Origin of the sequence: Bacteroides sp. 41_26 (assembly GCF_949740115.1) — a bacterium.
Lineage (GTDB): Bacteria > Bacteroidota > Bacteroidia > Bacteroidales > Bacteroidaceae > Bacteroides > Bacteroides nordii.
This window is the reverse complement of the sequence record NZ_CATJGZ010000091.1, coordinates 14,312-28,526: the sequence shown is the minus strand read 5'-3', so window position 1 is coordinate 28,526 and position 14,215 is coordinate 14,312. Positions and strand designations below refer to the sequence as shown.

9 protein-coding genes are annotated in these 14,215 nt (G+C 41.4%); 4 read left to right on the top strand and 5 right to left on the bottom strand.

The features are described from left to right. Positions 1 to 13: 13 nt before the first annotated feature. The 5 genes from QX565_RS14275 to QX565_RS14255 all read right to left on the bottom strand — a co-directional run bounded on the left by QX565_RS14275 (position 14) and on the right by QX565_RS14255 (position 4,398). Positions 14 to 274, bottom strand: a complete 261-nt coding sequence (locus QX565_RS14275; RefSeq protein ID WP_221649853.1) for an OadG family protein — start codon at positions 272 to 274, stop codon at positions 14 to 16. A gap of 372 nt (positions 275 to 646) precedes the next feature. Then, a complete protein-coding gene (locus QX565_RS14270) occupies positions 647 to 2,221 on the bottom strand; it encodes a peptide chain release factor 3 (RefSeq protein ID WP_221649854.1) in 1,575 nt (524 codons plus the stop codon). 8 nt (positions 2,222 to 2,229) lie between these two features. Beyond that, positions 2,230 to 3,084 carry a dTDP-4-dehydrorhamnose reductase gene (gene rfbD / locus QX565_RS14265; RefSeq protein ID WP_289293183.1) on the bottom strand — a complete coding sequence of 285 codons (855 nt, stop codon included), beginning with the start codon at positions 3,082 to 3,084 and terminating at the stop codon, positions 2,230 to 2,232. Between the two features lie 95 nt (positions 3,085 to 3,179). Further along, entirely contained in the window at positions 3,180 to 3,719 is a 540-nt protein-coding gene (locus QX565_RS14260; RefSeq protein WP_289293181.1) for a DUF4924 family protein, read from the bottom strand. A gap of 25 nt (positions 3,720 to 3,744) precedes the next feature. Next, positions 3,745 to 4,398: a LysE family translocator gene (locus QX565_RS14255; protein ID WP_221649857.1), complete on the bottom strand. Its 654-nt coding sequence runs from the start codon at positions 4,396 to 4,398 to the stop codon at positions 3,745 to 3,747. Between the two features lie 541 nt (positions 4,399 to 4,939). Here QX565_RS14255 and purL point away from each other — a divergent pair. From purL to QX565_RS14235, 4 genes are all read left to right on the top strand, one after another. Next, positions 4,940 to 8,644 carry a phosphoribosylformylglycinamidine synthase gene (gene purL / locus QX565_RS14250; protein WP_289293178.1) on the top strand — a complete coding sequence of 1,235 codons (3,705 nt, stop codon included), beginning with the start codon at positions 4,940 to 4,942 and terminating at the stop codon, positions 8,642 to 8,644. A gap of 284 nt (positions 8,645 to 8,928) precedes the next feature. Then, the gene (locus QX565_RS14245) at positions 8,929 to 12,933 is read left to right on the top strand and encodes a hybrid sensor histidine kinase/response regulator transcription factor (RefSeq protein WP_289293176.1); all 4,005 of its coding nucleotides are present in this window, start codon (positions 8,929 to 8,931) and stop codon (positions 12,931 to 12,933) included. A gap of 56 nt (positions 12,934 to 12,989) precedes the next feature. Beyond that, on the top strand, positions 12,990 to 13,529 hold the full coding sequence (locus QX565_RS14240; protein WP_221649860.1) for a chromate transporter: 540 nt from the start codon (positions 12,990 to 12,992) through the stop codon (positions 13,527 to 13,529). 127 nt (positions 13,530 to 13,656) lie between these two features. Beyond that, positions 13,657 to 14,205: a chromate transporter gene (locus QX565_RS14235; RefSeq protein WP_025867013.1), complete on the top strand. Its 549-nt coding sequence runs from the start codon at positions 13,657 to 13,659 to the stop codon at positions 14,203 to 14,205. Positions 14,206 to 14,215 lie beyond the last annotated feature (10 nt).

Genomic DNA, 14,215 nt, shown 5'->3' with positions numbered 1-14,215 from the left:
ATTAATCTATTATTTATAATTTCTCTACCTTTGTCACTTTACCCTTCCCCTGAGTTACTACATTAACAGCCGCAGTAATTGCAGCCAGGATATTCCCAGGAACAGGTGCAGGACCTTGCGAAGAAGTCTGTTTGACAGGCACTACCTCTTCGGGAGCATATTTATTGACGAGTGAGATCAGTAATTTACCAAGATAAATAACGATAAGTAAAATGACGAACACGGTAGCCATACCAACTACCATCAGCAGAAACGCTGTCTCTAAGTTTTCCATATAATAAGTTATTAGTTGTTTGATCGGTCTTCAAAAAATCGCTCGAAATTACCAATAAAAGAAGAAAAAATAAAGGCAGGAAAGAATAAAAAAAGCTAAATCGGAAGATCAGAGGAGGAAAAACAAAGAATAATAAGGCTTGCAATAGTGGACTATGACAGTTTACGGTTCTGCTCACCACAGAGTGACACAGAGTTTCACGGAGTTTTATTATCCGGATAAAACGCAGATTAACGCGAATTAGCACAGATTAAAGTGCTGATGTTCTTTCTTTTGCACCTGTGTTTTTGCGTTAATCTGCGTTAATCCGCGTTTCAACTAGAAAAATAGTACTCTGTGAAACTCTATGTCACTCTGTGGTGAACTCTGAACTCAGAACTCACTCGTAAAGTGGAACTTTATCTTCTTAAAGTCCATCTGTGCCATTTGCAATACATAGTTGGAGTCTGCCAGGAATACATCCCTACCCTCACGGTCTTTTGCCATGAACTGATATTTACGTTTCTTGAATGCTTCCAGCTCTTCGGCATCATCACTTTCAATCCAGCACGCTTTGTAGAGGCTTATCGGTTCCCAACGACAAGAAGCATTATATTCATTCAGCAAACGATACTGGATCACCTCAAACTGAAGTTGACCTACCGTACCAATAATCTTCCGACCATTAAACTGGTTGACAAACAACTGTGCCACACCTTCGTCCATCAACTGATCAACTCCTTTAGCAAGCTGTTTCTGCTTCATAGGATCAGCATTCTCAATATACTTGAACATTTCGGGCGAGAAACTCGGCAAACCACGGAAATGCAATAACTCACCTTCTGTCAGCGTATCACCGATTTTAAAGGTACCATTATCCGGCAAACCAATGATGTCACCTGCATATGCCTCATCAATCGTAGTCTTGCGCTGGGCCATAAACTGTGTAGGCGACGAAAAACGCATCGTTTTTCCATGACGCACATGCAGATAAGGAGCATTACGCGTGAACTTACCCGAACAGATTTTACAGAAAGCAATACACGAACGATGGTTCGGGTCAATATTAGCAGTAATTTTAAAGACAAATCCGGTAAATTTCGGTTCATCCGGTTCCACCTCACGTTCTTCTGCCTGGACAGGACGAGGACTGGGAGCTATCTCTACAAAGCAGTTGAGTAGTTCCTGCACACCAAAGTTATTCAATGCCGAACCAAAGAATACAGGTGCACAATCTCCTGCCAGATAAGTCTCATTGTCAAATTCAGGATAAACACCTTCAATCAGTTCCAGATCACCACGCAGTTTGTCTGCCAGTGTAGCACCAATCTGGTTGTCCAGTTCTTCACTATTGATATCCACTGCAATTTTCTCTGTCACCACCTGCTTAGAGGGCTGATAGAGATCTAACTTATTCTCATATATATTATATACACCTTTGAAACGGGCCCCCTGTTCAATAGGCCATGACAACGGGCGAACCTGAATCATCAGTTCTTCTTCCAGTTCGTCCAGCAGGTCAAACGGATCTTTACCCTCGCGGTCCATCTTATTAACAAAGATGATAACAGGTGTCTTACGCATACGACACACCTCCATCAACTTACGGGTTTGTGTTTCCACCCCCTTCGCACCGTCTACTACAATGATAACGCTATCCACAGCGGTCAGTGTACGATATGTATCTTCGGCAAAGTCCTGATGGCCCGGAGTATCGAGAATGTTAATTTTATAATCGCGGTAATCGAACTCCATCACGGAGGTAGTTACTGAAATACCACGCTGTTTTTCAATCTCCATCCAGTCCGATGTAGCCGTTTTTTTTATTTTATTACTCTTTACGGCACCTGCCACCTGTATCTGTCCACCAAAAAGCAATAACTTTTCAGTCAATGAAGTTTTACCGGCATCCGGATGTGCAATAATGGCGAATGTACGCCTTCTCTGTATTTCTGAATTATCTGCCATACAATAAATTAATCATTCAATAATGCCATGCAACGCGCAAGGCTCTCTTCCCAATGAGGGATTTCAATATCAAAAGTGGTTTTAATCTTCGTTTTGTCAAGCACCGAATAGTGTGGGCGGGCCGCCTTCGTAGGATAGTCTGCCGTATGCAATGGATGTACCTTGCAAGTAGTGATACCTGCCAGACGATGAATTGTTTTTGTAAAATCATACCAGGAGCACACTCCTTCGTCACTAAAATGATAAACACCACGCACTATACCTTTATTAATAACAGCATAAATGGCCCGTGCCAGATCATTGGCATAGGTAGGTGTTCCCACTTGGTCAAAAATCACCCCCAATGCTTCACGCTCGCGTCCCAGACGTATCATTGTCTTCACAAAGTTATTACCATAAATGGAGTAGAGCCATGCCGTACGGATAATGACAGCCTTTTCACAACCTTCCATCACCGCCTGCTCACCTGCCAGTTTGGTAGAGCCATATACAGAAGCCGGACAAGTTGGTTCTTCTTCTGTATAAGGAATATGAGCTGTTCCGTCAAAAACGTAATCAGTAGACACCTGTATGATAGCCGCACCCCGGCGCTGGGCAGCACGGGCAAGATATCCCGGTGCGATATGGTTCAGCTTATCACATAGCTCACGATTGTCTTCCGCATTATCCACCGCAGTATAAGCAGCACAATTCACAATCAATTCGATTTCATTCTCTGCAACAAAAGCTTCAACTGCTTCTTCATTACAGATATCGAGTTCCTGTACATCCGTAAAGAAATAAGTGTGTTGTGCATTTTCTGCAGAAAGTACCTTCATCTCGTTACCTAACTGTCCGTTAGCTCCGGTTATCAGTATATTCATAATCAATAATTTTTCAATGTGCTAATACGCCAATTATCATACAGCGCATCGTTATAGCGCAACCAATTGGAACATTATTTATATTGGCGCATTATTTATTCTAATTCCAATTCTCCTTTTTTCTCTTTATCATAGTAGTTTGCCAACATCGAGAGGAAACTACTGATAGACTCTATCGCCTTTGTAGTACCTTCACTCACCTCTTTTTTCTGCAAACGTAATAACATTACACCATACAATGCCTCAAAACAAGTTTCCAATTCAGGTTCTTCCTTTTTACCGCTCTTACTACGCAATTCTACTATAAAAGGCAATGCTTTGAAGTAAGCAGCATTATAAAACGGAAATTTCGGAGAAGCAAGCAGTACGTTATGTAAATCCGTCAGGTTAATGATAACATTCTTATTAATTTGCAAGTGGCCTTTCTCGCGGACATTTTCCTCGCGCATCATGGTAATGAGATTACCATACCACTCACGCAATGCCGGACGGTCTTCTTCCGGATAACGGGCAATGATGTTTTGTTCTACCTGATCGAGATCACACCCATTGGCACGAATCAGATCCTCTACTTGCCACATATATATAAGGTATTCGGCAATATTCTTCTCTTTTAGTTGTTGTGCTATTTTCATCTCTTCAATGTCTCCCTTCTTAATTTCAATAAATTGACTCTCCAAGCAGGGTATAGATCAATCCCACTATGGATACCAGCATAACAATACTACCTATGACACGGTTCAGAATCCAAATACCGCGCAGGTTGAACTTTTTACGCACTTTATTGACGAAAAAAGTAATTCCAAACCACCAGGCTAATGCACCGACAGCGATAGCCAGATATCCGGTGATTGTTTCAAAGAGTAATACGCCCGGCTGCAGAAAAGCAAAACGGGCAAAAAGACCAATAAACAGGAATATAATGAGCGGATTAGAAAGTGTGACGGCAAAAGCCGTGACAAAATTATGAAAATAAGAACCTTTGTTGGTAGATGCCGGACGAATGGATTTTACCGGATTACTACGAAATGTATAAATACCAAAAAGAAGCAGCATAAGGCTTCCTAATAATTGCAGATAGAAAATATTTTTATCAATATAGTCGAAGATAAAACTCATTCCATAGCCTGTCAGCAGGGCATATGCAATATCGCTCAAAGAGGCTCCCAATCCGGTCACGAATCCATACCAACGCCCTTTATTTAAAGTGCGCTGAATGCAAAGGACTCCGACCGGCCCCAACGGAGCGGAGACAATAACGCCGATAGCAAAGCCCTTTATCAATATATCGAGAATTGTTTCTATCTGATTCATGTCGCAAATATCGCACTTTTTTATGAGACGGACATAGGTTATTAACGTTTTTTCGACTGAGTTTGTGCGAGAAAAGTTGTTACGGGCAACAGATTTATAGCTAAACCACCTAAAGAAACAAAAATACCATGAGCTGTACGGAACACAATCCGATAACACAAAACCCCTCTACAGTCACATTTGAGCTAAACGAATCCGTCCGGAAATGACCTGAACCGGGAAACACTTTTTTACGGCATTTACAACATCACCGTGAGAGGTCCATGAATAAGAGTCACTTTTAGCGTGCAATAATGCTGCTATAAACCTACTACTAAAGAAAGAAAAATGCCGGTTACATTTCATACGGTTACCGGTTACATCCGATCCAATTCCCGGTTACGCTCTATCCACTTCCCGGTTGTATGAAAAAACAGCTCATAACTTCGGGATACCGATGAATTTGTTTATCTTTGCACCGTAAAGAAAACGAGACTTATCTTCATATCCCGAAGAAGTTTCAATCGTTAAATCGTAAATCGTTAAATCGTAAATATAAAACATGATTCTTTTTTTCAGAACCCCTTCCAAGAGTGTGATTGCCGTAGAGAGCAACCAACCGCTCACCCCGGACGATAGTAAGAAACTCTGCTGGCTATTTGGAGAAGCCAAAGCGGAAAGTGAAGAAAACCTGAAAGGTTGTTTCGTAGGACCACGCCGCGAAATGATCACCCCCTGGAGTACAAATGCTGTAGAAATCACCCAGAACATGGGACTTGAAGGTATCAGCCGTATCGAAGAGTACTTCCCTGTGAAAGATGAAAACGCAGATCGTGACCCAATGCTGCAACGCATGTACAAGGGACTGGATCAGGATGTGTTTATTACCAACCGCCAGCCGGAACCAATTATTCACATTGAGGACCTGGAAACGTTCAACGAAAAAGAAGGCCTTGCCCTCTCCAAAGAAGAAATGGACTACCTGAAAAAGGTAGAAAATGATCTGGGACGTAAACTCACCGACTCAGAAGTTTTTGGTTTCGCACAGATCAACTCAGAACATTGCCGTCATAAAATATTCGGTGGAACATTCATCATTGACGGTATAGAGCAGGAATCATCGCTCTTCCAGATGATCAAGAAAACCACACAGGAAAATCCCAACAAAATTATTTCAGCCTACAAAGACAACGTAGCATTCGCAGAAGGACCGGTAGTAGAACAGTTTGCTCCGGCAGACCACTCCAAACCTGACTTCTTCCAAATAAAAGACATTAAAAGTGTGATCTCACTGAAAGCAGAAACACACAATTTCCCTACTACAGTAGAACCGTTCAATGGTGCATCTACCGGTACGGGTGGTGAAATACGCGACCGTATGGGTGGTGGTAAAGGTTCATTGCCGATTGCCGGAACAGCTGTTTACATGACTTCTTATCCCCGTACGGATGAAGAACGTAGCTGGGAAGATATACTGCCCGTACGCCAATGGCTGTATCAGACTCCGGAGCAGATTCTGATCAAAGCCTCCAATGGTGCAAGTGACTTTGGTAATAAGTTCGGCCAACCGCTGATTTGTGGTTCAGTACTGACTTTCGAGCATAAAGAGAACAACGAGGTATATGGCTATGACAAAGTAATCATGCTTGCCGGTGGTGTGGGTTATGGCACGCAACGCGACTGCCTGAAAGGAAAACCCGAAGCCGGTAATAAAGTAGTTGTCATCGGTGGTGACAACTACCGTATCGGACTCGGTGGCGGTTCCGTATCATCTGTTGATACAGGCCGTTATAGTAGCGGTATCGAGCTGAATGCCGTACAACGTGCCAATGCCGAAATGCAGAAACGTGCCAATAATGTAGTACGTGCCCTCTGTGAAGAAGATGAAAATCCGGTGGTTTCTATCCATGACCACGGTTCGGCCGGTCACGTCAATTGCCTCTCGGAACTTGTTGAGGAATGTGGCGGACTAATAGACATGAGTAAATTGCCAATTGGCGACAAAACCCTGTCAGCAAAAGAAATCATAGCCAATGAATCACAAGAGCGTATGGGCCTTCTCATCAAAGAAGAAGCCATAGAACATGTGCGCAAGATTGCCGAACGTGAACGTGCTCCGATGTATGTGGTAGGTGAAACAACCGGTGACCACCGTTTTGCTTTCCAACAGGCCGACGGCGTACGCCCGTTCGATCTGGCTGTAGAACAGATGTTCGGTTCGTCACCCAAAACATACATGATAGATAAGACTGTAGAGCGTCATTATGAAATGCCGCAATACGAACTCTCCAAACTACACGAATACCTCACAAACGTATTGCAACTGGAAGCAGTGGCTTGCAAAGACTGGTTGACGAACAAAGTGGACCGTTCGGTAACAGGTAAAGTAGCTCGCCAGCAATGCCAGGGAGAAATTCAGTTGCCATTGAGCGACTGCGGTGTCGTAGCACTGGACTACCGTGGCGAGAAAGGTATCGCTACCTCTATCGGACATGCCCCTCAGGCTGCACTCGCCGATCCAGCGGCAGGTTCTATCCTATCCGTCAGCGAAGCATTGACCAATCTGGTATGGGCACCTATGGCAGAAGGTATGGACAGTATCTCTCTGTCAGCCAACTGGATGTGGCCGTGTCGTTCTCAGGAAGGCGAAGATGCCCGTTTGTACACAGCCGTAAAAGCATTGAGCGATTTCTGCTGTGCGCTGCAAATCAATGTTCCTACCGGAAAAGATTCTCTGTCTATGACACAAAAATACCCCAATGGCGAGAAAGTAATTTCTCCGGGCACAGTGATTGTTTCTGCCGGTGGTGAAGTGTCTGACGTAAAGAAGGTGGTTTCTCCGGTACTGGTAAACAATGAAAAAACAACACTTTATCATATTGACTTCAGCTTTGACACACTAAAACTGGGCGGATCGGCCTTTGCACAGTCGCTTGGCAAAGTAGGTGACGAAGTACCTTGCGTACAAGATGCCGAATACTTCCGCGATGCATTCATGGCTGTACAGGAACTTGTGAACAAAGGTCTAATCCTTGCAGGACATGATATCTCTGCCGGTGGTCTTATCACTACCTTGCTCGAAATGTGCTTTGCCAACGTAGAAGGTGGTCTTGAAATTAACCTCGACAAGATAAAAGAGACCGATATAGTGAAAATTCTTTTTGCGGAAAATCCGGGTATCGTTATCCAAATTGCCGATAAGCACAAGGATGAAGTGAAAAAGATTCTCGAAGATGCAGGTGTAGGCTATATCAAATTAGGAAAACCAACTGACGAACGTCACATCCTGGTATCTAAAGGAGATGCCACTTACCAATTCGGTATCGACTATATGCGCGACGTATGGTATGCTTCTTCTTATCTGTTGGATCGTAAACAATCTATGAACGGTTGCGCCAAGAAACGTTTTGAAAATTACAAGATGCAGCCGTTGGAGTTCGCATTCATGCCGGGATTCAAAGGAAAATTGTCACAATACGGCATCACTCCGGACCGTCGTACACCAAGCGGTATCCGTGCTGCCATCATTCGTGAGAAAGGTACAAACGGTGAGCGTGAAATGGCTTATTCACTCTATCTGGCAGGCTTCGACGTGAAAGATGTTACAATGACCGACCTTATCAGCGGACGCGAGACACTGGAAGATGTAAACATGATTGTTTACTGTGGCGGCTTCTCGAACTCGGATGTATTGGGTTCTGCCAAAGGCTGGGCAGGAGGCTTCCTGTTTAACCCGAAAGCCAAAGAGGCGCTCGATAAATTCTATGCTCGCAAAGACACCCTGTCATTAGGTATCTGTAACGGTTGTCAGCTGATGATGGAATTGGGACTTATCAATCCGGAGCACAAAAAGCAAGGCAAGATGCTTCACAACGATTCTCATAAGTTCGAATCTACTTTCATAGGTTTGACTATCCCAACCAACCGCAGTGTTATGTTCGGTTCACTAAGTGGTAGCAAACTGGGTATCTGGGTAGCTCACGGAGAAGGAAAATTCTCTCTGCCATATGAAGAAGACAAATATAACGTAGTTGCAAAATATTCTTATGATGAATATCCGGGTAACCCGAATGGTTCAGATTACTCAATAGCCGGACTGGCAAGCGAAGACGGACGCCACTTGGCAATGATGCCTCATTTGGAACGTTCTATCTTCCCCTGGCAGAATGCCTATTACCCGGCAGATCGTGTAAACAGCGACCAGATAACACCATGGATCGAAGCATTTGTCAATGCACGCAAATGGATAGAAAAGAATATGAAATAAACTTTTATATTACATTTATATATCAAAGGCTGTTATCTTACAAAAGTGACAGCCTTTTTGTTTTCTTAATAACGGGAAAAATCAGTATTGTTTCTTTCTAATATCAGAACAGAGGTATCGATACATTCACATTATGCAACGTTTGAATACATTAAACAAGCAGACAACGCAAAGCGAATCGCTATCTTACGGAAATATTTTGTTATATCAGAAATACTTCTTAATTTTGTATCTGAATCCCCCTCCAGAAAGCTAAGTTCTGTAACTCTAAATGTCTTACTAACATGAAAAAATGGCTTTTTCTCATATTATTGTTTCCATTTACTTGCATAGCACAGACCTACAAATACATTGGAGTAGAAGATGGTCTGAGCAATAGACGGGTATACGCTATCCAGAAAGACCAAAAAGGATATATGTGGTTTCTTACACACGATGGGATAGACCGCTATAACGGTAAAGAATTTAAACACTATAAATTACAGGACGGAAAAGAAGAAACCGGTTCTTTGCTCAACCTGAACTGGCTATACCTTGATACGGATGGAACCCTTTGGGAAATTGGTAAAAAAGGACGTATTTTTCGTTACGACGCAATACACGATACCTTCATACTGGAATATAAACTTCCTGTTGTAGAGAACAAAGATCTCCCTGCACCGGTCAGTCATAGTTTTATTGACGATAATCACAACATATGGTTATGCTGTGACAAGACAATCTATTTGTATAATACAAAATCACAAGAAGTATCTCAGCTGAAAAACACCATAGAAGAGACCATCACAGATATTGCTCAAATAGACAAAACGCGCTTTTTTATCGCTACAGAAGAAGGAATACACTACGCTGAACTAAAAGACGAAACAATAACTCATATTCATTGTGATAAACTGGATAACATCGCCATTCAAATGAACAAGTTGTACTTTGCCCCCAAGGTGCGAAAACTATACATAGGAACTTTTCAACGTGGTGTTTTTGTATATGACATGAATACCAAACAAACGAGCCAACCCAAAGAAAGCCTCAGCGACATTAGTATAAATACCATTAAACCCTTAAATGACAAAGAGCTTCTCATTGCCACAGACGGTGCGGGGGTATTTAAAATGAATATGGATTCATATTACACGACTCCATACGTTGTTGCTGACTATAACAAAAATAATGCTATGAATGGGAATAGCATCAATGATATCTATGTAGATGACGAGGACCGCATATGGCTTGCAAATTATCCCATAGGTATAACCGTACGCAATAACCGTTATTCAAGCTACAACTGGATAAAACATTCTATCGGAAACAAACAGTCACTGGTCAACGATCAGGTGAATAGTATCATTGAAGATTCTGACGGTGATCTATGGTTTGCTACTAATAATGGTATCAGCCTCTACTATTCTAAAACCGGACAATGGCATTCTTTCCTGAGTTCTTTCGATACAGATCCTCAAAACAAAAACCATATATTTATCACTCTGTGCGAAGTGACTCCCGGGACAATCTGGGCCGGAGGATACAGTTCGGGAATCCACGAAATTAACAAAAGAAACTTGTCTGTAGAATACTTTTCCCCTTCTTCATTTGCCAATCTGAATATACGTTCGGACAAGTATATACGTACCATAATAAAAGACTCACAGGGAAGTATATGGTCGGGAGGATACTACAATCTTAAAAAGATTGATTTAAAAACAAAATCAATACAACCTTACCACGGCTTGAACTCCATTACGGCTATTGTAGAAAAAGACAGTACACAGATATGGATAGGAACAGCTACAGGACTATTTCTGTTGGATAAGAAATCAGGAAGTTTTGAACGTATCAAGCTGCCAGTTGAATCAACTTATATTTATTCATTATTACAGGCGTCTAACGGGAGTTTATACATCGGAACCAGCGGTTCGGGACTATTAATATATGATTCTAAGACAAAGCTATTCACCCATTATTATACAGATAACTGCGCTCTCATATCAAATAATATATATACCATACTTTCTGACAATGAACAAGAAATCTTTATCAGTACAGAAAATGGATTAGTCAGCTTCAATCCACAAATGAAAACATTCCATAACTGGACAAAAGAGCAGGGTTTAATGACTATTCATTTCAATGCAGAATCGGGTATATTACGTAGCAACAACAAATTCATATTCGGAAGTTCGGACGGTGCAGTAGAGTTTCATAAAAAGATGAAAATACCGAGAATATATTCGTCAAAGATGGTTTTCAGCGATTTCAGTCTCTTTTACCAAACTCTGTATCCGGGAGATGAAAACTCCCCACTAAAGAAAGATATAGACGAGACCCATACACTAAAATTAGAGTATGATCAAAACATATTCTCTATCAAGGTATCGTCTATCAACTATGATTATCCGTCCAACATTCTCTATTCCTACAAGATGGAAGGATTTTATGACGAATGGAGCCGTCCCGGAAAAGAAAACATTATTCGTTTTACCAACCTTAGTCCGGGAGAATATATGTTGCGCGTACGAGCTGTTTCCAATGAAGATAAACGGATTGTACTGGAAGAACGCGAAATGAAAGTCATCATAGCACAGCCTATCTGGCTCTCGTTGTGGGCACTATTATTTTATACAATTCTCATAGGACTTATCAGTGCTATTATAATCCGTGTTATCATTTTAAGAAAACAAAGAAAAGTGTCAGATGAAAAGATTCACTTCTTTATCAATACAGCACACGACATCCGCACACCGCTCACTCTGATCAAAGCACCCTTGGAAGAGTTGCGTGAGAAAGAGCAACTCAGTAAAGATGGTATAGCAAATACAAATACGGCATTGCGTAACGTCAATGCTTTGCTACGCCTGACCACTAATCTGATTAACTTTGAACGGGCTGACGTCTATTCTTCGGAACTATATATATCAGAATACGAGCTTAACACTTATATGGAGGAAACATTCAATGCATTCCGCCCATATGCCACAGTGAAGCATATCAACTTCACGTACGAAAGTAATTTTCGCTATCTGAATGTGTGGTTCGATAAGGAAAAGATGGACTCAATATTGAAAAATATCATATCCAATGCTTTAAAATACACACCCGAGAGTGGTAGTGTACATGTATTCGTCAGTGAAAACGAGGATACATGGAGTGTAGAAGTAAAAGATACAGGTATAGGTATCCCCGCCAATGAACAGAAAAAACTATTTAAGATTCATTTCAGGGGAAGTAATGCCATCAATTCTAAAGTGACAGGTAGTGGTATCGGACTAATGCTTGTGTGGAAGCTCGTACATCTGCATAAAGGAAAAATACATCTGAATAGTATCGAGCATCAGGGTTCAATAATTAAAGTATCATTCCCTAAAGACAACAAACAATTCAAGAAAGCACATCTGACAGTGAAAAGCCGGGAAAAGAAAGAAGATGAACAGACTATCTATAGTTCACCGGAAATTTATGAAAATGCCAAAAGCGAGCATAATGAAAACCGCCAGCGCTTACTGATTGTTGAGGATAATGACGAGTTACGCAATTATCTAGGACATACCCTCTCAGAGACATACACCATACAAATGTGCAGTAATGGTAAAGAAGCTCTTACTATTGTGAAAGAGTATAAACCGGAACTGATTATCTCGGACATTATGATGCCCGAAATGCGTGGAGATGAATTGTGCACAGCTATAAAGAATAACATCGACACTTCGCATATTCCCATCATTCTGCTTACTGCACTGAATGATGAAAAGAATATTCTTGAGGGATTAAAGATTGGTGCTGATGAGTATGTAGTGAAACCATTCAATATAGGCATATTAAAAGCTACAATCACGAACCTGTTGACCAATCGCGCTCTATTACGTAATAAATATGCTAACCTGGAATTAAGTGATAATGAGGAAGAGGAAGAATGCATCAATTGTTCCAAAGATATAGACTGGAAATTTATTGCTACCGTGAAGAAAAGCGTAGAAGACAATATGGACAACCAGGCCTTTAATGTAGATGTACTTTGTACATTACTGAATATGAGTCGTACAAGCTTCTACAACAAAATAAAAGCACTAACAGACCAGGCTCCTGCAGATTACATCCGCGTGATTCGATTGAAACGGGCTGCACAGCTATTAAAAACAGAAAAGTATACAATTACTGAAGTAGCAGAAATGACTGGTTTTAATGATGCTAAATACTTCCGTGAAGTGTTCAAGAGACATTTCAAAGTAAGTCCCAGTAAGTATATGAAGGGAGAAGATAACAAAAACAGCAAAGAAGAAGAGGAAGAAGATTAATGCGGCAGAATGACAGAATATACACATTCTGCCTGCAATATTATACTTAAATTAAGATGAATATTTATTTTGAAGCATTCGGCATCTTTTTCAAAATAGGTGCTTTCACTATCGGTGGTGGCTATGCAATGGTTCCGCTTATAGAAAATGAAATCGTTACTAAACGAAAATGGATCACCCAGGATGATTTTATTAATCTGTTGGCTATTTCCCAATCAGCACCCGGCATCTTGGCTGTGAACATTTCTATATTTATAGGTTACAAACTAAAAGGAATTCCGGGAAGTATCATCACTGCACTGGGTACCATCCTACCTTCGTTTATCATCATTCTGGCTATTGCCCTGTTTTTCCACAACTTTCAGGACAATGTGATCGTAGAACGGATCTTCAAAGGAATCCGCCCGGCGGTAGTTGCCCTGATTGCCGCACCTACATTCAGCATGGCAAAGTCTGCACGTATCAGTCGTTATAACATATGGATTCCTGTGGTATCCGCATTACTTATCTGGTTGCTTGGTTTCTCTCCTATCTGGATTATTATCATAGCAGGAGTAGGTGGATTCCTGTGGGGGAAGCTTAAAAAGAGTGATTAGCGGGTTAGTGATTAGTGATTAGTGCCGTGCGGCATTACAGCGCAGCCCACTTATCACTAATTACTTATCACTTATCGCTTATCACTAATTACTTATCACTAATCACTAATTACTAATCACTTATTTCATGATTTACTTACAGCTTTTCTATACTTTCTTTAAAATCGGGCTTTTTGGCTTTGGAGGTGGATATGCAATGCTATCCATGATACAGGGAGAAGTAGTAACCCGCTATAATTGGGTTAGTTCACAAGAGTTTACTGACATTGTGGCTATCAGCCAGATGACCCCGGGACCTATCGGAATCAATGCAGCAACCTATGTCGGATTCACCTCAACAGGAAGTATATGGGGCTCGGTTATTGCAACTTTTGCTGTAGTATTGCCCTCATTCATTTTAATGTTAACCATCAGTAAATTCTTTCTGAAGTATCAGAAACATCCTGCCGTTGAATCGGTATTCAGTGGACTACGCCCAGCCGTAGTAGGATTACTGGCCTCAGCAGCACTCGTACTGATGAATACGGAAAACTTCGGCTCACCCACGAAAGACACTTATACATTTGTAATCAGCGTTATCATCTTCCTGGTAGCTTTTATAGGAACCAAAAAATATAAGGCGAACCCTATATTAATGATTATAGCTTGCGGAATAGCAGGGTTGATACTTTATTGAATTGAGAAGG

Coding starts and splice junctions, on each gene's coding strand:
- QX565_RS14235 (WP_025867013.1), top strand. CDS start 13,657: ATGATTTACTTACAGCTTTTCTATACTTTCTTTAAAATCGGGCTTTTT.
- QX565_RS14255 (WP_221649857.1), bottom strand. CDS start 4,398: ATGAATCAGATAGAAACAATTCTCGATATATTGATAAAGGGCTTTGCT.
- QX565_RS14245 (WP_289293176.1), top strand. CDS start 8,929: ATGAAAAAATGGCTTTTTCTCATATTATTGTTTCCATTTACTTGCATA.
- QX565_RS14240 (WP_221649860.1), top strand. CDS start 12,990: ATGAATATTTATTTTGAAGCATTCGGCATCTTTTTCAAAATAGGTGCT.
- QX565_RS14275 (WP_221649853.1), bottom strand. CDS start 274: ATGGAAAACTTAGAGACAGCGTTTCTGCTGATGGTAGTTGGTATGGCT.
- QX565_RS14260 (WP_289293181.1), bottom strand. CDS start 3,719: ATGAAAATAGCACAACAACTAAAAGAGAAGAATATTGCCGAATACCTT.
- rfbD (WP_289293183.1), bottom strand. CDS start 3,084: ATGAATATACTGATAACCGGAGCTAACGGACAGTTAGGTAACGAGATG.
- QX565_RS14270 (WP_221649854.1), bottom strand. CDS start 2,221: ATGGCAGATAATTCAGAAATACAGAGAAGGCGTACATTCGCCATTATT.
- purL (WP_289293178.1), top strand. CDS start 4,940: ATGATTCTTTTTTTCAGAACCCCTTCCAAGAGTGTGATTGCCGTAGAG.